General features: G+C 65.6%; 15 protein-coding genes. 9 read left to right on the top strand and 6 right to left on the bottom strand.

Annotated elements, in window-relative coordinates:
* Positions 1-72 precede the first annotated feature (72 nt).
* The 3 genes from prpC to KUV81_RS14425 are packed head-to-tail and all read right to left on the bottom strand — an operon-like array spanning position 73 to position 2,791.
* Positions 73-1,197 (bottom strand): 2-methylcitrate synthase, encoded by a 1,125-nt coding sequence (prpC, locus tag KUV81_RS14435; protein WP_222544586.1) that lies wholly within the window; start codon positions 1,195-1,197, stop codon positions 73-75.
* Between the two features lie 50 nt (positions 1,198-1,247).
* Complete coding sequence (gene prpB / locus KUV81_RS14430; RefSeq protein ID WP_222544585.1) at positions 1,248-2,129, bottom strand: methylisocitrate lyase; 882 nt, start codon at positions 2,127-2,129, stop codon at positions 1,248-1,250.
* The gene (locus KUV81_RS14425) at positions 2,126-2,791 is read right to left on the bottom strand and encodes a GntR family transcriptional regulator (protein WP_222544584.1); all 666 of its coding nucleotides are present in this window, start codon (positions 2,789-2,791) and stop codon (positions 2,126-2,128) included. Before KUV81_RS14425 ends, prpB begins: the two co-directional genes overlap by 4 nt.
* 193 nt (positions 2,792-2,984) lie before the next feature.
* Here KUV81_RS14425 and KUV81_RS14420 point away from each other — a divergent pair, with 193 nt between their 5' ends.
* Positions 2,985-3,485, top strand: a complete 501-nt coding sequence (locus KUV81_RS14420; RefSeq protein ID WP_222544583.1) for a DUF523 domain-containing protein — start codon at positions 2,985-2,987, stop codon at positions 3,483-3,485.
* Here KUV81_RS14420 and KUV81_RS14415 read toward each other — a convergent pair.
* From KUV81_RS14415 to KUV81_RS14405, 3 genes are all read right to left on the bottom strand, one after another.
* Complete coding sequence (locus KUV81_RS14415) at positions 3,415-4,371, bottom strand: acyltransferase (RefSeq protein WP_222544582.1); 957 nt, start codon at positions 4,369-4,371, stop codon at positions 3,415-3,417. The genes KUV81_RS14420 and KUV81_RS14415 overlap by 71 nt on opposite strands.
* Positions 4,372-5,262 carry an acyltransferase gene (locus tag KUV81_RS14410; protein ID WP_222544581.1) on the bottom strand — a complete coding sequence of 297 codons (891 nt, stop codon included), beginning with the start codon at positions 5,260-5,262 and terminating at the stop codon, positions 4,372-4,374.
* A gap of 76 nt (positions 5,263-5,338) precedes the next feature.
* Complete coding sequence (locus KUV81_RS14405; RefSeq protein ID WP_222544580.1) at positions 5,339-6,856, bottom strand: YifB family Mg chelatase-like AAA ATPase; 1,518 nt, start codon at positions 6,854-6,856, stop codon at positions 5,339-5,341.
* Positions 6,857-7,270: 414 nt separating this feature from the next.
* Between KUV81_RS14405 and ilvC the strand changes: the two genes are divergently transcribed.
* The 8 genes from ilvC (at position 7,271) to KUV81_RS14365 (ending at position 19,072) form a co-directional block, all read left to right on the top strand.
* Positions 7,271-8,269, top strand: a complete 999-nt coding sequence (gene ilvC / locus KUV81_RS14400; RefSeq protein WP_222544579.1) for a ketol-acid reductoisomerase — start codon at positions 7,271-7,273, stop codon at positions 8,267-8,269.
* A gap of 4 nt (positions 8,270-8,273) precedes the next feature.
* Complete coding sequence (ilvG, locus tag KUV81_RS14395; protein WP_222544578.1) at positions 8,274-9,920, top strand: acetolactate synthase 2 catalytic subunit; 1,647 nt, start codon at positions 8,274-8,276, stop codon at positions 9,918-9,920.
* On the top strand, positions 9,917-10,180 hold the full coding sequence (ilvM, locus tag KUV81_RS14390) for an acetolactate synthase 2 small subunit (protein ID WP_222544577.1): 264 nt from the start codon (positions 9,917-9,919) through the stop codon (positions 10,178-10,180). Before ilvG ends, ilvM begins: the two co-directional genes overlap by 4 nt.
* Positions 10,181-10,201: 21 nt before the next feature.
* Positions 10,202-11,173 (top strand): branched-chain amino acid transaminase, encoded by a 972-nt coding sequence (locus tag KUV81_RS14385; protein ID WP_222544576.1) that lies wholly within the window; start codon positions 10,202-10,204, stop codon positions 11,171-11,173.
* A gap of 78 nt (positions 11,174-11,251) precedes the next feature.
* Positions 11,252-13,087, top strand: coding sequence for a dihydroxy-acid dehydratase (gene ilvD, locus KUV81_RS14380; RefSeq protein WP_222544575.1), 1,836 nt, complete (start codon positions 11,252-11,254; stop codon positions 13,085-13,087).
* Complete coding sequence (gene ilvA, locus KUV81_RS14375; RefSeq protein ID WP_222544574.1) at positions 13,084-14,607, top strand: threonine ammonia-lyase, biosynthetic; 1,524 nt, start codon at positions 13,084-13,086, stop codon at positions 14,605-14,607. Before ilvD ends, ilvA begins: the two co-directional genes overlap by 4 nt.
* A gap of 305 nt (positions 14,608-14,912) precedes the next feature.
* Positions 14,913-15,986, top strand: coding sequence for an efflux RND transporter periplasmic adaptor subunit (locus KUV81_RS14370; protein WP_222544573.1), 1,074 nt, complete (start codon positions 14,913-14,915; stop codon positions 15,984-15,986).
* Between the two features lie 14 nt (positions 15,987-16,000).
* Complete coding sequence (locus KUV81_RS14365; RefSeq protein WP_222544572.1) at positions 16,001-19,072, top strand: efflux RND transporter permease subunit; 3,072 nt, start codon at positions 16,001-16,003, stop codon at positions 19,070-19,072.
* Positions 19,073-19,088 lie beyond the last annotated feature (16 nt).

The raw sequence follows: 19,088 nt of genomic DNA, 5'->3' as shown, positions 1-19,088 counted from the left end.
CTTGATTCTTCGCTGGCTGGCCTCGTTGGCCAGGGGGAGAGCAAAAGGGGGCCATCGGCCCCCTGTGTGCGTTTAGGGGCGGTCCTCGATGGCCACCCAGTCGGCGCTGTCCGGGCCGGTGTAATCGGCACTGGGCCGGATGATGCGGTTGTTGGCCCGCTGCTCCATCACGTGGGCGGTCCAGCCGGAGACCCGGGAGCAGACGAAGATGGGGGTGAACAGCTTGGTGGGGATCCCCATGAAGTGGTAGGCGCTGGCGTGGAAGAAGTCGGCGTTGCAGAACAGCTTCTTCTCCCGCCACATCACCGCTTCAACCCGCTCGGAAACCGCGTACAGGGTGGTGTCGCCCACCTGCTCCGCCAGCTTCTGCGACCAGGCCTTGATGATGGCGTTGCGCGGATCGGACTCGCGGTAGATGGCGTGACCAAAGCCCATGATCTTCTCTTTGCGCTCCAGCATGCCCATGATGGCGTTCTCCGCCTCGTCGGCTGACTGCCAGTTCTGGATCATGTCCATGGCGGCCTCGTTGGCGCCGCCGTGCAGCGGGCCGCGCAGGGAGCCGATGGCGCCGGTGACGCAGCTGTGGACGTCGGACAGGGTGGAGGCGCACACCCGGGCGGTGAAGGTGGAGGCGTTGAACTCATGCTCGGCGTAGAGGATGAGGGAGGCGTGCATCACCTTGACGTGCAGCGGGTCCGGCTTGGCGTCGTGCAGGGTCCAGAGGAACTGCTCGGCGATGGAGTCGGCGTCGGTCTCGACGTTCACCCGCTTGCCGTGGTGGCTGAAGTTGTACCAGTAGTTGATGAGGCCCGGGAAGACGGCCAGCATGCGGTCGATGTGCTGGTGCTGCTCGCCAAAGTCCTGTTCGGTCTCCAGGTTGCCCAGCATGGAGCAGCCGGTGCGCATCACGTCCATGGGGTGGGCGTCGGCGGGGATCTGCTCCAGCACCACTTTCAGGGCGTCCGGCAGGGCGCGCATCCCTTTGAGCTTGGTCTTGTAGGCCGCCAGTTCGGCCACGTTGGGCAGCTTGCCGTACAGCAGCAGGTAGGCCACCTCTTCAAACTCGGCCTTGTCGGCCAGCACGGCGATGTCATAGCCGCGGTAGGTCAGGCCGGAACCGGTCTTGCCAACGGTACAGAGGGCGGTTTCACCGGCGCTCTGGCCACGCAGGCCGGCGCCACCAATGGGCTTAGTCATGTTAACGCTCCTTATCCTTGTTCTAATCCGTCATGGTGTGGGCCGTAGCCTCACTTGCCCTGCTTGAACAGGGTGTCCAGCTTGTCTTCGTAACTGTGGTAACCGAGGAAGTCGTACAGTTCGGCGCGGGTCTGCATGGCCGCCACCTGGCTGCGCTGGTGGCCGTCGTTTTTCAGCGCCTCGAACACCTTGAGGGCGGCGGCGTTGGCGGCGCGGAAGGCCCCCAGGGGGTAGAGCACCATGTCGGCGCCGGCCTCGAACAGCTCGTCCTTGTTGAACAGCTCGGTCTTACCAAACTCGGTCATGTTGGCCAGGATGGGGGCCTTCACCTGGGCCTTGAACTGGCGGTACTGGTCCAGCTCGGTCAGGGCCTCGGCGAAGATCATGTCAGCACCGGCCTCCAGATAGGCCTGGGCGCGCTCAATGCCGGACTCCAGCCCCTCCACGGCCACCGCATCGGTGCGGGCCATGATGACAAAACTCTCGTCGGTGCGGGCGTCCACCGCCGCCTTGATGCGGTCACACATCTCCTCGATGCTCACCACCGCCTTGTTGGGGCGATGACCGCAGCGTTTCTGCGCCACCTGGTCCTCCATGTGCACGGCGGCAACACGGGCTTTTTCAAACTCCTGGATGGTGCGGGCGATGTTGAAGGCGCCGCCCCAGCCGGTGTCGATGTCCACCAGCAGCGGCAGTTCGGTGGCGGAGGTGATGCGGCCGGCGTCGATCAGCACGTCGTTCATGGAGGTCATGCCCAGATCCGGCAGGCCGTAGGAGGCGTTGGCCACGCCGGCGCCGGAGAGGTAGAGGGCCTGGTGGCCGACCCGCTCCGCCATCAGGGCGAAGTAGGCGTTGACGGTGCCGACGATCTGCAGCGGCTGGGCGTTGGCGACGGCGTCGCGGAAGCGTTGTCCGGGGGTGGGGCGGGTCATGGGGTGGTCTCCTCGATTTTTTGTCGCAGCACCTGGGCGGTATGGCGGGCGCCGGCCTCGATGTGGCGGCGCATCAAGAGCGCGGCCAGTTCGCCGTCGCCCTGGGCCACGGCATCCAGCACCTGGCGGTGTTGCGCCAAGGCTTCCAAGGGGCGGCGTCCGCTGCTGCATTGGTAGCGGTACATCTGCAGTTGGTGGTAGAGATCGCCGGTCAAGGTGGCGATCAGGGTGGCGTTGCCACTGGCCTGGATCAGGCCGAAGTGAAAGTCGATGTCGTCCTGGGGTGCGATGGGGGTCTGGGAAAAGGCCACCTGCTGTCGATCCAGCAGGGCGTGGAGCTCATCCAGCTGCGCCTGGGTGATGCGCTGGGCCGCCAAGCGGCAGGCCATGGCCTCCAGTTCGGCGCGGACCTGGTAGAGGTCCTCGAGCCGCTCCGGGGTCAGGCTGACCACCCGAGCCCCCACGTGGGGGATGCGTTCCACCAGGCGACGCTGCTCCAGCCGCTGCATCGCCTCGCGCAGGGGGCCGCGGCTGACGCCGAAGCGGGCGGCGAGATCCTGCTCATTGATCTTGCTGCCGGGGGTGAGTTCGCCCCGGATGATCGCCTGCTGCAGTTGCGTCAGGGTGCGATCCGCCAGGGTGGTCTGCTTGAGGTCGCTCACAGGGTGTCCAATACTGACCGGGTTGACTGTCTGGTGTGGTCAAAACTGTGCGCCAAATCACCAAAATTGTCAACAAAGTGTTGACGCTGACGTCAGCGTGGCAGGCCTGACGATTGATGGCTAATTGCCTGTTTGGCCAATAAAATCGGGTTATGCAGAGTGTTTTGTTCGACTTTTGGCTAAGGAAAAAATAGTGGATTGTCTACAATCTTCCGGCTTTCGGGTGTTGACCAGTGGGTGTTTATTGGGCAGGGCGGTGCGTTATGACGGTCAGGCCAAGGGCTTGGAGGACCCCCGGCTGGCAGCCTGGCAACAACAAGGCTGGCTGTTGCCGGTGTGCCCGGAGGTGGAGGGGGGCTTGCCGATCCCCCGCCCGGCTGCCGAGCGGCAGGGGGAGGGCCGGATCCTGACCGCCAGCGGCGAGGACGTCAGTGGCGCCTTCTACCGGGGGGCCCGGCTGGCCCTGGCCCTGTGCCAGCGCTACGGACTGACCCTGGCACTGCTGAAAGCCAACAGCCCCTCCTGCGGCAACCGGCGGATCTACTCCGGGCGCTTTGACGGGACTTTGGTGACTGGGGAGGGGGTGACCGCCGCACTGCTGGCGCAGCACGGCGTGCAGGTGTTTAACGAGACTCAGCTGGACGCGCTGACGGCAGCCCTTGATAGAACGCCTTTGGGCCCCCCTGCTGGCTGAGGATCCCGTCGATGGTGTCGTCCTTTTGCTCCCACAGGCCGTTGAGCCATTTCTGGAACTCGATGCGGTAGGCCTTGTCGCTGTCGTAATCGCCGTGGGGCACTTCGCTCAACGGCAGGGTCTGCACCGCCACACAGATGTTGTCCAGCTCGCCGCCGAGCAGTGACCACATGATGTTCTCCGGGGCATCGGGGTAGACGATGGTGACATCCAGCAGCTGGTCAAACTGGCTGCCCAGGGTGTTAAGGGCAAAGGCGATCCCCCCGGCCTTGGGCTTCATCAGGTAACGGAAGGGGCTGCGCTGGCGCTGGTGCTTGCCCGGGGTCAGGCGGGAGCCCTCGACGAAGTTGATGACGCAGGTGGGCAGGTGCTTGAACTTCTCGCAGCTGCGGCGAGTGGTCTCGATGTCCTTGCCCTTGAGCGCCGGGTTCTTGGCAATTTGGCTTTTGGTGTAGCGGCGCATAAAAGGCATATCGAGGGCCCAGCAGGCCAGCCCCATGATGGGGATGTAGAACAGCTGCTGCTTCAAGAAGAACTTCAGCATAGGCACGTGGTTGCGCAGCACCACGGTGACCACCACGATGTCCGCCCAGGAGAGGTGGTTGGCCAGCACTAGGTACCAGCCCTGCTTGGACAGACCGCTCTCCTCCAACCCCTGGACCCGCCAGCGGGTCTTGGTGGTCAGCCGCAACAGGCCGTAGTTGACGCTCACCCAGCCGTGCATGCAGGCGTTGCACAGGGCGCTGATCTTCAGCCGCAGCGGGGGGATGGGCAGCAGCTTGAACAGCGCCAGGACCAGGATCAGGCTGCCCCAGAACAGCACGTTCAGTATCGCCAGCAGGGCGTTGAGCGGCGCCAGGAGGGGCGCGGGCAGAAACGACAGCATTCAGCGGTCCTGTTGTCGGTGTTGGTTTTCCAAAGCGGCAAGCTTACCCGCTTTCTCACTCCAGATCTGGTTCAACCAGCTCTGAAAGTGACCTTTGTCCTCCCGGCGGTTGTAGTCCAGCCGGTTCATCTGCGCCAGGCAACGCTCCTCCACCACCAGCTCCACCTGGGGCACCCGGCCACACAGGTAGTCCCAGAAACTGGGGACCCCGCCGGGGTAGTAGATGGTGACATCCAGCAGCTTCTTCAGCTTGCCCCCCATGGCGTCCAGGGAGAGGGCTACGCCCCCCACCTTGGGTTTGAGCAGGGTGGGAAAGGGGCTCTGCTGATGGGCCTGCTTGATGGGGGTGAAGCGGGTGCCTTCGACGAAGTTCATGATGCTGACCGGCTGGTGCTGGAACTTTTCGCAGGCCTGGCGGGTGGCCTCCTGGTCCTTGCCCTTAAGGTGCGGATACTTGGCCAGGAAACTCTTGCTGTAGCGGCGCATAAAGGGGAAATCCAGCGCCCACCAGCACAGCCCGAGGAAGGGCACGTAGAGCAGCTCCCGCTTTAGGAAGAACTTGAGGAAGGGGATCTTGCCGTTGAACAGCCGCTGCAGCATCAGGATGTCGACCCAGGACTGGTGGTTGGCGATCACCAGGTACCACTGACGGGGGCTGAGCTCCGGCAGGGCGTGGGTCACCACTTTGGTGCGGGAGAGCAGACGCTGATTGAGGTTATTGATGGCGATCCAGAGGCTGGCCACGCCGTCGATCAGCCAGTTACAGAGTCGGCGCAGTGGCGCGATGGGCAGCAGTTTGAGCAGTCCCAGGCTGAGCACCCAGGGAAACCAGAACAGGGTGTTGATCACGTAGCCGCTGAAGGACAGCAGCCCCCGCAGGGTGGACAGCATCGCCTTTCCTCCTGAATGGAAACGGCACCTATGGTAATCACTGGGTTATCGATGGACAAGGCGGTGAGCGGACCACTCACCCGCTTTGCGAGCTCAGTTGGGTCAGCAGCCGATCCATGGCCCGGTAGCCCAGGGCTTCGGCCACGTGGGCCTGCTGCACCTGGTCGCTGTCCGCCAGATCGGCGATGGTGCGGCTGACCCTGAGGATGCGATGAAAGGCCCGCACCGACAGCCGCAGCCGGCTGACCGCTCGCTCGGTGTAGGCGAGAGCCGCCTGGGGGATCCCCACCTCCGGCCCCAGCCGGTGGCCTGGCAGGGCCTGGTTGAGGCCGCCCTGGCGGGTCATTGCCCGGCTCCGGGCGGCCAGCACCAGGCCCCGGGCCTCGGCGCTGGTGAGGCCCTCGGTCCGCCCTTGGGCCAGGCTGCCCGGCGGCAAACGGGGCACGTCCAGGGTGAGATCGAAGCGATCCAGCAGGGGGCCGGAGAGGCGGCTTAAGTACTTGCGGATCTGCTCCGGGGTATCGCGGCTGTGGCGGCCCACTTCCCCACTGGGGGAGGGGTTCATGGCCGCCACCAGCTGGAAGCGGGCGGGGAAGGTCAGCTTGGCGCTGGCCCGGGAGATCACCACTTCACCGCACTCCAGAGGCTCCCTCAGGCTGTCCAGCACCGGCCGTTGGAACTCCGGCAGTTCGTCGAGAAAGAGCACGCCGCGGTGGGCCAGGGAGATCTCCCCCGGCTGGGGCACGCTGCCGCCCCCCACCAAAGAGGCGGCGGAGCTGGAGTGATGGGGGGCGCGAAAGGGGCGGTCGCTCAGCTGGGCCAGCTCCCGCTGCAGTCCGGCCACCGAGTGGATCGCCGCCACCTCCAGGGCCTCCTCCGGGCTCAACGGGGGCAGCAGGCCCGGCAGTCGACTGGCCAGCATGGTCTTGCCGGTGCCCGGTGGGCCCAGCAGCAGCAAGTGGTGACCGCCGGTAGCGGCGATCAGCAGGGCCCGTTTGGCGTGGTCCTGGCCGAGGATCTCGCTCAGGCAGGCGGAGGGGGGCTGGGCTTGGGTCGTTGGGGTGTCAGGGGTGGGCAGCGGCTGCTGCCCCAACAGGGCGGCCACCAGGGCAAGCAGGGAGGGGCTGAGCTGGTGATCGGCGCCGGTGACCAGCTGGGCTTCCGCCTGGTTGCCCATGGGCAGATAGAGGCGGTGACCGGCCCGCTGGCCCGCCACCAGGGCCGGCAGGGCACCGACGATGGGGCGCAGCTCTCCGGACAGGCTGAGTTCACCGTAAAATTCGCGATTGTGCAGGCAAGACTCAGGAAGTTGCTTGGAAGCGGCAAGGATCCCCAGAGCGATGGGGAGATCAAATCGCCCCCCTTGCTTGGGCAAGTCCGCTGGGGCCAGGTTGATGGTGATGCGGCGGGCGGGGAATTCGAAACCGGCGATCTGCAGCGCCGCGCGTACCCGCTCCCGGGACTCCCGCACCGAGGCCTCAGGTAGGCCGACGATGGCGAAGCTGGGCAGGCCACCGCCCAGATGGGCTTCCACGGTCACCAGCGGGGCGTCGATCCCCAGCTGGCCACGACTTAACACTCGGGCAAGGCTCACTTTTCCACCTCCATGTGGATAGGGTTGGCCGGGCACAGTTAAAAAATGGCTGTTTATTCAGGGATTTTAGTCCATCCCCTTGGTTTTGCTTGTGTGAAACATTTTGTTACATGTGGCGAAAAGCCCGGGTGCAAATAATTCTTTGCATCTGAAAATTGGCTGTGCTAACTCTAAAAGGGCTCACAAGTTGAGCACCGAATTTTTAACCGTCGAGAGTGTTGTCCATGTTCCGTACCGCCCATCAACTAGTGCTAGTCGTGATTACCGTGGTGATTATTGTCACCTGCGGGGGTCAGGGTGTGGCACGCGGCGGAACCAGACGCTAGCGACGAAGCCAAGAATACCAAGCCCCCCGCACCGAAAGGTCCGGGGGGTTTTTTCTTTTCAGGTCATTATTTTACGGAGAGCCACACCATGACCCAGATGTATCACCAAGCGGACGCCAATCCGAGCTTGCTGGAAGGAAAGACCATCGCCGTGCTCGGTTACGGCAGTCAGGGCCGGGGCCAGTCCCTGAACCTGCGGGACAGCGGTGCCAACGTGGTGATCGGTCTGCGCCCCGGTGGCCCGAGCTGGCAGCAGGCCGAGTCCGAGGGCTGGCAGCCGGTGCCCTTCGCCGAAGCGGTCAAGGACGCGGACATCGTCATGATGCTGACTCCCGACATGGCCCAGGCCGAGATCTACCGTGACGCCGTGGAGCCCAACATCAAGCCCGGCGCCATGCTGATGTTCAGCCACGGCTTCAACATCCTGTACGAGATGATCACCCCCTCCGCCGACATCGACGTCACTATGGTGGCGCCCAAGGGCCCGGGTTACCTGGTGCGCACCGAGTACGAGCGCGACGCCGGCGTGCCCTGCCTGATGGCGGTGCATCAGGACGCCACCGGCAGCGCCCACGCCAAGGCCCTGGCCTTCGCCGACGCCATCGGTGGCACCCGCGGTGGCGTGTTGACCACCAACTTCAAAGAGGAAACCGAGACCGACCTGTTCGGTGAGCAGGCGGTGCTCTGCGGCGGCGCCATCGCCATGGTGCGCAAGGGCTGGGAAACCCTGGTGGAAGCGGGTTATCAGCCGGAGCTGGCCTACTTCGAATGTCTCCACGAGCTGAAGCTGATCGTCGATCTGCTCTACGAGGGCGGGATCAGCCGGATGCACCAGTTTGTCTCCGACACCGCCTCCTACGGCGCCCTGACCCGCGGCGATCGCATCGTCGACGACCGCGCCAAGGAGACCATGAAGCAGGTGCTCAGCGAGATCCAGACCGGCCAGTTCGCCCGCGAATGGATCGCCGAGTACCAGTCCGGCAACACCGATTACCACCGCCGCAAGACCGAAGAGTGCAGCCACCCCATCGAAGCGGTGGGCGAGGACCTGCGGGCACGGATGAGCTGGTTGAAGCGAGGGGAGTGAACCCATGATTAGCGGAGCGGAGGCGGTAGTACGCGCGTTATCGGAGCAGGGGGTTCGTACCCTGTTCGGGTACCCGGGCGGCGCCATCATGCCAATTTACGATGCCCTGTACGACAGCCCGGTGGAGCATCTGCTGTGTCGGCATGAGCAGGGCGCAGCCTTTGCCGCCATCGGCTACGCTCGCGCCTCCGGCAAGGTGGGGGTCTGCATGGCCACCTCCGGCCCGGGGGCCACCAACCTGATCACCGCCCTGGCGGACGCCATGATGGACTCCATCCCGGTGGTGGCCATCACCGGTCAGGTGCCCAGCGCCGCCATCGGCACCGACGCCTTCCAGGAGATCGACGTGCTGGGCCTCTCGTTGGCCTGCACCAAGCACAGCTTCCTGGTGGACCGACCCGAAGCGCTGTGCGAGACCCTGCACAAGGCGTTCGAGCTGGCGATGGAGGGGCGGCCGGGCCCGGTGCTGGTGGACATCCCCAAGGATGTGCAGCAGGCGATGGTGGCCTACCAGGGGCGTCAGCGCGCCCTGCCGGAAGCGGCCAACGATACCTTCGAGCTGGAAGCGGCCCAGCAGATGCTGACCCAGGCCCAGCGCCCCCTGCTCTACGTGGGCGGCGGCGTGGGCATGGCCGGTGCGGTGGCGGAGCTGCGGGATTTCATCCGTATCACTGGCGTACCCTCGGTCACCACCTTGAAGGGGATCGGCGCCATCGCTCACGGCACCCCGGGCTTTCTCGGCATGCTGGGGATGCACGGCAGCAAGGCCGCCAACCAGGCGGTGCAGGAGTGTGATCTGCTGATCGCCGTGGGCGCCCGCTTCGATGACCGGGTGACCGGCAAGCTGGACGCCTTCGCCCCCAACGCCAAGGTGATCCACCTGGACATCGATCCGGCGGAGATCAGCAAGCGCCGCGCCGCCTTGGTCTCCTACTGCGGCGATCTGCGTCGGGTGCTGCCGGCCCTGGCGATGCCCCTGGCGGTGACCGACTGGCGAGACCACTGCGACGAGCAGAAACGCCAGTGCGCCCACCGCTACGATCACCCCGGCGCCACCGTCTACGCCCCGGCTCTGCTCAAGCGCCTGGCGGAACGCCTGCCCCGCAACGCCATGGTTTCCTGTGACGTGGGTCAGCACCAGATGTGGGTGGCCCAGCACATGTGGTTCGACAGCCCCAGCAACCACCTCTCCAGTGCCGGCCTGGGCACCATGGGCTTTGGCCTGCCGGCGGCCATCGGGGCCCAGTTGGCCCGCCCCGACGACCTCTCGGTGCTGGTCTCCGGTGACGGCTCTTTCATGATGAACGTGCAGGAGCTGACCACCATCAAGCGGGCCCGGCTGCCCCTGAAGATAGTGCTGCTGGACAACCAGCGCCTGGGGATGGTGAAGCAGTGGCAGGAGCTGTTCTTCGAGGAGCGCTTCAGCGAGACCGACCTGTCGGATAACCCGGATTTTGTCACCATGGCGGCGGCCTTCAACATCCCCGGTCGCCACATCTGGCGCAAGGATCAGGTGGAGGAGGCGATGAGCGAGATGCTCAGCGCCGAGGGCCCCTTCCTGCTGCACGTGTCCATTTCGGAAAAGGAAAACGTCTGGCCCCTGGTGCCCCCGGGTGCCTCGAACGACGAGATGATGGAGGAAAAGCGATGAGCGAGCACACTTTGTATATCGAGATGAACCCCAGTGCGGACGTGCTGGAGCGGGTGCTGCGGGTGACCCGCCATCGCGGCTTCACCATTCGTCATATGAACATGGCCCAAAGCGGGGCACACTCTCAGATGGCGGTCACCGTCAGCAGTGAGCGCCCCATCGACCAGCTGACCCGTCAGCTGGACAAGTTGTTCGATGTGACCGACTGTCGCATTGAGACGGCCTGCGAAGCGGCCCCCGCCGCCGCGGCCAACGCCTAAGCATTGAAAGGAGTATTCACCGTGAGCCAAGCCGATTACATCTGGTTTAATGGAGAGATGGTGCCCTGGCAGGACGCCCAGGTGCACGTGCTCAGCCATGCCCTGCATTACGGTTCGTCGGTGTTCGAGGGGATCCGCGCCTACCACACCCCCAAGGGGCCGGCGGTGTTCCGTCTCCAGGAGCACATCCAGCGGCTGTTCGATTCCGCCAAGATCTACCGCATGCCGATCCCCTGGTCGGTGGCCGAAATCGAGCAGGCCTGCCGGGATGCCGTGGGCCACAACGGCCTGGACAGCGCCTACATCCGTCCGCTGGCCTTCTACGGCCATGTGGGGTTGGGGCTGAACGTCCCGCCGGGCAGCCAGGCCGAGGTGATCGTCGCCGCCTTCCCCTGGGACGCCTATCTGGGGGATGAAAGCGCCCAGACCGGGGTGGACGTGTGCGTCTCCAGCTGGAACCGTCTGGCCGCCAACACCATGCCCACCGGCGCCAAGGCCGGCGGCAACTACCTCTCCTCCCAGCTCATCTCCGGGGAAGCCAAGCGCCACGGTTACGCCGAGGGGATCGCCCTGGACGTCAACGGCCAGATCTCCGAAGGGGCCGGGGAGAACCTCTTCCTGGTGAAAAACGGCGTGATCATCACCCCGCCCACCACCGCCGCCATCCTGCCGGGGATCACCCGCGATACGGTGATCACCCTGGCCCGGCACGCCGGCTACCAGGTCAAGGAGGAGGCGATCGCCCGCGAGGCCCTCTACCTGGCGGACGAGATCTTCATGACCGGCACCGCCGCCGAGATCGTGCCGGTGCGTTCGGTGGACGGCATCACCGTGGGGGATGGGGCCCGGGGCCCGGTCACCGAGGCGATGCAGACCGCCTTCTTCGGCCTGTTCACCGGCCAGACCGAGGACAAGTGGGGCTGGCTGGATTACGTCCACGCCCCCAGCGACGAGCAGGCCTTTGCCGCTCACACCATGGCGGTTGAGCTCTGAGCCAGCGCCACAGTTAACCCCGGGGCCCGTCAGGGCCCCCTGATGTCAGCCGGGGCCGCCCCGGCGAAGGGACCCGTTATGCCAAAGCTTCGCTCCGCCACCACCACCGCCGGCCGCAACATGGCGGGGGCCCGCGCCCTGTGGCGCGCCACAGGGATGACCGACGACGACTTTGGCAAACCCATCATCGCCATCGCCAACTCCTTTACCCAGTTTGTGCCCGGTCATGTCCACCTCAAGGACATGGGGGATCTGGTGGCCGGGGCGATCGTCGAGGCGGGAGGCGTGGCCAAGGAGTTCAATACCATCGCCGTGGACGACGGCATCGCCATGGGCCACGGGGGCATGCTCTACTCCCTGCCCAGCCGCGAGCTCATCGCCGACTCGGTGGAGTACATGGTCAACGCCCACTGCGCCGACGCCCTGGTGTGCATCTCCAACTGCGACAAGATCACCCCGGGCATGCTGATGGCGGCGATGCGGCTCAACATCCCCACCATCTTCGTCTCCGGCGGCCCCATGGAAGCGGGCAAGACCAAGCTGTCGGATCAGATCATCAAGCTGGACCTGGTGGACGCCATGGTCCAGGCGGCGGATCCCAAGGTGTCCGACGCCCAGAGCGACCAGGTGGAGCGCAGCGCCTGCCCCACCTGCGGCTCCTGCTCCGGGATGTTTACCGCCAACTCCATGAACTGCCTCACCGAGGCCCTGGGCCTGGCATTGCCGGGCAACGGCTCCATGCTGGCCACCCACGCCGATCGCAAGGGACTGTTCCTGGAGGCGGGGCGACGCATCGTCGATCTCTGCCACCGCTGGTACCACCAGGAGGACGACACCGCCCTGCCCCGCGGCATCGCCAATCGTCAGGCGTTTGAGAACGCCATGGCCCTGGACATCGCCATGGGCGGCTCCACCAACACCATCCTCCACCTGCTGGCCGCGGCCCAGGAGGGTGAGGTGCCCTTTACCATGGCGGACATCGACGCCCTCTCCCGCCAGGTGCCCAACCTGTGCAAGGTGGCCCCGGCCACCCCGCAGTACCACATGGAGGACGTGCACCGCGCCGGCGGGGTGATGGCGCTGCTGTCGGAGTTGGCCCGAGGGGGACTGATCCACACCCAGGTGCCCCACGTGGCTGGCCAGTCCCTGGAAGCGGTGCTGGCGGAGCGGGACGTGGCCAACGCCCCCTGCGCCAGCGTGGCCGAGTTCTACCGGGCCGGGCCGGCGGGGGTGCGCACCACCCAGGCCTTCTCCCAGGCCTGCCGCTGGCCCACGTTGGACGTGGACCGGGAAAACGGCTGCATCCGCGACATCGAACACGCCTACAGCCAGGAGGGCGGCCTGGCGGTGCTCTCCGGCAGCCTGGCCCCCAATGGCTCGGTGGTGAAAACCGCCGGAGTGCCCGAGTCCTGCTGGCAGTTCACCGGCCCGGCCCGGGTCTACGACAGCCAGGAGGACGCGGTCAACGGCATCCTCGGCGGCGAAGTCCAGGCGGGGGAAGTGGTGGTGATCCGCTACGAGGGGCCCAAGGGCGGCCCGGGCATGCAGGAGATGCTCTACCCCACCAGTTACCTCAAATCCATGGGGCTGGGACAGGCCTGCGCCCTGATCACCGACGGCCGCTTCTCCGGCGGCACCTCGGGGCTCTCCATCGGCCACGTCTCCCCGGAGGCGGCCAGCGGCGGCCCCATCGCCCTGGTGCAAACCGGCGATATCATTGCCATCGACATCCCCAGCCGGACGCTCACTCTGGAGGTGGACGCCGACATCTTGGCGGCCCGGGCGGAGGGGTGTCGCTACAAGCCCAATCGCGAGCGTCAGGTCTCCCCGGCGCTCAAGGCCTACGCCCATCTGGCCACCAGTGCCGACCAGGGTGCGGTACGCAACCTGGCGTTGCTGGAGGAAGGGTCGTGAGCGGCCAGGCGCTGCTTCAGCAGACCCTGCGCCAGATCCTGCTGGCGCCGGTCTACGACGTGGCGGTGCAGAGCACCCTGGATCCTCTCAAACGCCTCTCTGCCCGGCTTGACCGCCAGGTGTGGCTGAAGCGAGAGGACCAGCAACCGGTGCACTCCTTCAAGCTGCGCGGTGCCTACAACAAGATTCACAGCCTGAGCCCGGCCCAGGCCGAGGCCGGGGTGGTGGCCGCATCGGCGGGCAACCACGCCCAGGGGGTGGCCCTGGCCGCCAGCCGCAAGGGGATCCGTGCGGTGATCGTGATGCCCCAGACCACCCCGGAGATTAAGGTCGAGGCGGTGCGCGGCCACGGCGGTGAGGTGGTGCTCCACGGAGACAACTTCGACGCCGCCTACCAGCACGCCCGTCAATTGAGCGAGACCCAGGGGCTGACCATGGTGGCCCCCTACGACGACGCTGCGGTGATCGCCGGCCAGGGCACCGTCGGCCAGGAGCTGCTGCAGCAGCGGCGGGACCTGGATGCGGTGTTCGTGCCCGTGGGGGGCGGCGGCCTGATCGCCGGTGTGGCGGCCTACCTCAAGGCCCTGGCGCCTCACATCAAGGTGTACGGGGTGGAGCCGGACGACGCCGCCTGCCTCAAGGCGGCCCTGGCGGCGGGCACGCCGGTCACCCTGCCACGGGTGGGGCTCTTTGCCGACGGTGTGGCGGTCAAGCGGATCGGGGACGCCCCCTTCGAGCTGGCCCGGCACTGCGTCGACGGGGTGATCACCGTCAGCAGTGACGAGATCTGCGCCGCGGTGCAGGACATCTACGAGGACCGGCGGGCCATCGCCGAGCCGGCGGGGGCCCTGGCCCTGGCAGGACTGAAGCGCTACTGCGCCGATGGCGGTGACGGGCAGCAGCTGGCGGCGATCCTCTCCGGCGCCAACGTCAACTTCCACAGCCTGCGCTACGTCTCCGAGCGGTGCGAGCTGGGGGAGGGCAAGGAGGCGGTGCTGGCGGTGACCATCCCCGAGCGCCAGGGGGCTTTCCTGCGCTTCTGCCGTTTGCTGGGCCGGCGTCTGATCACCGAGTTCAACTACCGGCTGTCGGGCCGGGAGCAGGCCAACGTCTTCGTGGGGATCCGCCTCAAGCATCAGGAGGAGCTGGCCCAGATCAGCGCCGCCCTCAGCGCCGAGGGGTACCCCCACCAGGATCTCTCCGACGACGAGACCGCCAAGCTGCACGTGCGCTACATGGTGGGGGGGATCCCGCCGGAGGCACTGAACGAACGGCTGTTCCACGTCCGCTTCCCCGAAGCCCCGGGGGCGCTGGAGCGGTTCCTGGCAGATCTGGGCAGTCGCTGGAACATCTCGCTGTTCCACTACCGCAACCACGGCGCCGCCGCCGGTCGGGTGCTGCTGGGGATGGAGGTGCCCGACGGCGACTACCCGGATCTCTGGGCGCAGCTGTGCGCCCTGGACATGGACTGCGAGGAGGTCACCGACAGTCCGGCCTACCACTTCTTCCTTCGGGGCTAGCGCAACCCTGGAATCGTTAAGAGGCTTCGGCCTCTTTTTTTCTGTCCCCAACTCTTTTGGTAACAAAGGTTTGCTGCAGGGCCTTTTTTTGATGGCGTCGTTAGTTCCGGTAACGAAAAGGCGAGAAAATGCTCCGCTGATGTAATCAAAAGGTTCCGCAGTTCAGGTTGTTGTCAGCATCGCTGTGGTTTGATTTATACCCCGAGATTTTCTGCTTATAACTGCGGATTTTCCGAGTCATGGGCAGCGCTTCAGTGGTAATACCGACTTTTTGTCTCTTTTCGAGTTTGGAAGGACTTCCGAGGATGTTTAAACGCAGTGCGTTGGTAGTGGGAGGGCTGATTGCCCTCCTTTTGGTGCTGGGCGGCATCAAGTACAAGCAGGTTCAAGCCGGAATGGCGCAGCTGGCCAGCTTTGCCCCGCCCCCGGCCACCGTGGCCGTGGTGGACGCCGTCACCGAGCGCTGGCAGCCGGAGATCGCCGCCGTGGGCACTCTGACCGCCAAGGCCGGGATCGAGCTGTCCCCGGAAGTGGGGGGCCTGGTGCAGGGCCTCTACTTCCGCAGTGGCCACCAGGTAAACAAAGGGGATCTGCTGCTGCAGCTGGATGACGCCGTGGAGCAGGCCAACCTGGAAAGCTTCCGCGCCCAGGCGGAGCTGGCCAAGGTGAAGCACGACCGCAACCAGTCGATGTTCGAGCGGCGCAACATCTCCGAGACCGAGTTCGACGAGTCCAGCGCCAACCTCAAGGTGGCCCTGGCTTCCGTGGCCCAGACCGAGGCCACCATCGCGAAAAAAGCGGTGCGCGCGCCCTTCAGTGGCGTACTGGGGATCCGTCAGGTGGACCTGGGCCAGTACGTCAAGGCCGGCGACACCCTGGTGAGCCTGCAGGACGTCTCCAGTCTCTACACCGACTTCTCCGTCCCCGAGCACAACCTGCCGGATCTCTACGTCGGCCAGACGGTGCTGTTCAACACCAGCGCCTACCCCGGGGTGGATTTCGAAGGCAAGGTGCTGGCCTTGGATGCCAAGGTGGACGAGAACACCCGCAACATCGCCATCCGCGCCGAGGTGCCGAACGCCGAGGGCAAGCTGACCCCCGGCATGTACGCCGACATCCGTCTGCTTAAGCGCGATGCCATCGAGCCGGTGACCGTGCCCTCCACTGCCGTGACCTACAGCCCCTTCGGCGACGCCGTGTTCGTGGTCAAGGCCGACGAACAGGGCCAACTGCGGGCCTACCGCCAGTACATCAAGATCAGCGAGCGCCGGGGCGACACCGTGGCGATCGCCTCTGGCCTCGAGGCCGGCGAGCAGGTGGTCAGTGCCGGCACCCAGAAGCTGGCCAACGAAGCGCCGGTTCAACTGACCCAGCCCTAACCCGAGGCTTCTGAATGTTTACTGACATTTTCATACGTCGTCCCGTGCTGGCGGTGGTGCTGAACGTGCTGCTGCTGGTGTTCGGGGTGCGGGCGCTGATGGAACTCCAGGTGCGGGAATACCCGGACATGGAGATCGGTCAGATCAACGTCACCACCACCTACCCCGGCGCCAACGCCGAGCTGGTGCAGGGCTTTGTCACCACCCCCATCCAGGAGGCGATCGCCTCCACCGAGGGGATCGACTACATCAAGGCCACCTCCCGGGCCAGCTTCAGCCAGCTGGAGGTCTACCTTCAGCTTGGTTACGACGCCAACACCGCCATGGCGGAGATGCTGACCAAGCTCAACGAGGTCAAGGGCCGGCTGCCCACCGACATCGATGAGCCCATCATCGCCAAGGCCACCGCCGGCGGCGGTTCCATCATGTACCTGGCCTACACCAGCGAACAGATGAGCGGCGTCCAGCTGACCGACTACCTGCGCCGGGTGGTGCAGCCCAAGCTGACCGAAGCGGAGGGCGTGGCCGAGGCGGAGATCATCGGTGAGCAGCAGTTCGCCATGCGGATCTGGCTGGACCCGGTGCGGATGCGCGCCAACAGCGTCTCCCCGGACGACATCAACCGGGCCCTGGCCAGCAACAACTTCCAGTCCGCCGCCGGTGAGATCCGCGACAGCCTGACGGTGACCCCGGTGCGGGCCTCCACCTCGCTGCAGGACGTGGACGCCTTCCGCAACATCACCGTCAAGACCGACGGTCAGAAGGTGGTGAAGCTGCAGGACGTGGCCCGGGTGGAGCTGGCCTCCAAGTCGGACAAGGTGATCGTGGTTTACACCGGCAAGCCGGCGGTGTACATCGGCATCAACACCACCCCGGACGCCAACCCCCTGGACGTGGCCAAGGAGGTACGCCAGATCCTGCCTGAGATCGAGCGGGACCTGCCGCCGGGACTGGAGCAGCACCTCTCCCACGACTCCACCGAGTACATCGAGGAGTCGATCAACGAGGTGGTGATGACCCTGTTCGAGGCCGTGGTGATCGTGATCCTGGTGGTGTTCCTCTTCCTCGGTTCCCTGCGCTCGGTGGTGATCCCCATCGTCACCGTGCCCCTGTCCCTGATCGGCGTCTGCCTCTTTATGATGGGCATGGGATTCTCCTTGAACCTGCTGACCCTGCTGGCGATGGTGATGGCCATCTCACTGGTGGTGGATGACGCCATCGTGGTGGTGGAGAACGTCCACCGTCACCTGGAGGAGGGGCTGTCGCCGGTGCGTGCCGCGGTGTTCGGCGCCCGGGAGATCGCCATGCCGGTGATCGCCATGACCATCACCCTGGCGGCGGTGTACGCGCCCATCGGCTTTATGGGGGGCCTGACCGGTTCGCTGTTCTCCGAGTTCGCCTTCACCCTGGCCGGGGCTGTGCTGATCTCCGGCTTTATCGCCCTGACCCTGTCGCCGGTGATGTGCGCCAAGCTGCTGAACAAGCAGGCGTTGGAAGGTCGCTTCGTGCACTGGCTGGATCACAACTTCGGCCGGCTGAAGGACGGCTACCAGCGGGCGCTGGTGCACATCGTGCGCGACTACAAGGGCCCGATCCTCAGCGCCGCAATGCTGTTGCTGCTGGCCATCGGCGGGATGTTCATGATGACCCAGTCCGAGCTGGCGCCCACCGAGGACCGGGGTTTCATCTTCAACCTGGCCACCGGCCCGGACAACGCCAACGTCAACCACAGCTTCGAGTACGCCAAGCAGTTCCAGGCGATGGCGGAAAGCCTGCCGGAGTACGAGCAGACCTTCATGTTTGCCGGCTACCCGACGGAAAACCAGTTCATGTCCGGGATGGTGCTCAAGCCCTGGAGCGAGCGGGAGCGCACCCAGATGGAGGTGCAGCCCCAGCTGCAGGCGATGGTCAAATCCATTCCCGGCATGGACGTGTTCGCGGTCAACCCGCCGGCGCTGCCCGGTACCGCCATGGGCCTGCCGGTGCAGTTCGTGATCACCTCCACCATGGACCACCACCTGCTCTACGAGGTGGCGGAGCAGCTGAAGCAGGAAGCGGAGCAGTCCGGCCTCTTTATGGTGGTGAACAACACCCTGAAGCTGAACAAGCCCCAGGTGCACGTCCAGATTGACCGTCAGAAGGCGGGCCAGTTGGGGATCTCCATGCAGGCCATCGGCTCGGCGCTGGCGGCCCACCTGGGGGACTTCCGCACCAACTACTTCGACATGCAGGGGCGCAGCTACGAGGTGATCCCCCAGGCTGACGCCGGTTTCCGGATGAATCCTGAGTCCATCGCCGATCTCTACGTCCAGGCGGACTCCGGCCAGCAGGTGCCGCTGTCCACCGTGGTGAAGGTGACCGAGGAGGTGATCCCCAACGCCCTGACCCAGTTCCAGCAGCTGAACTCCGCCACCATCGAGGCGATGCCGATGCCTGGTGCCGCCACCATCGGTGACGCCCACCAGTTCCTGGCCAGCAAGCTGCGGGAGATCGCCCCCACCGGTTACGCCTACGACTTCGGCGGCGAGAGTCGCCAGTACGAGCAGGAGGGCTCGGCCCTCTACGTCACCTTCGCCCTGGCGCTGGTGGTGATCTTCCTGGTGCTGGCGGCCCAGTTCGAGAGCTGGCGAGACCCCGTGGTGGTGCTGGTGACGGTGCCGCTGTCGATCTTCGGGGCGATGATCCCGCTGTTTTTGGGGGTGGCCACCCTCAACATCTACACCCAGGTGGGACTCATCACCCTGGTGGGGCTGATCTCCAAGCACGGCATCCTGATCGTGGAGTTCGCCAACCAGCTTCAGCGCACCGGCAAGGACAGGGCCGAGGCGGTGATCGAGGCGGCGGCGTTGCGTCTGCGCCCCATCCTGATGACCACCGCCGCCATGGTGCTGGGGGTGATGCCCCTGGTGCTGGCGGACGGGGCCGGGGCGGTCTCCCGCTTCAACATCGGCCTGGTGATCACCGTGGGGCTCTCCGTCGGCACCCTGTTCACCCTTTTCGTGGTGCCGGTGATGTACAGCCTGTTCGCCAAACGCATCGACAACGTGGCGGAGGCCGAGCTACTGGAAGCCACCAGCGCGGCCTGAAGGCCATGACCGAAAA

Source organism: Ferrimonas balearica (genome assembly GCF_019802085.1).
GTDB classification, from domain to species: domain Bacteria; phylum Pseudomonadota; class Gammaproteobacteria; order Enterobacterales; family Shewanellaceae; genus Ferrimonas; species Ferrimonas balearica_B.
The sequence above is the reverse complement of the archived record's forward strand: the minus strand, read 5'-3'. Positions and strand labels throughout refer to the sequence as shown.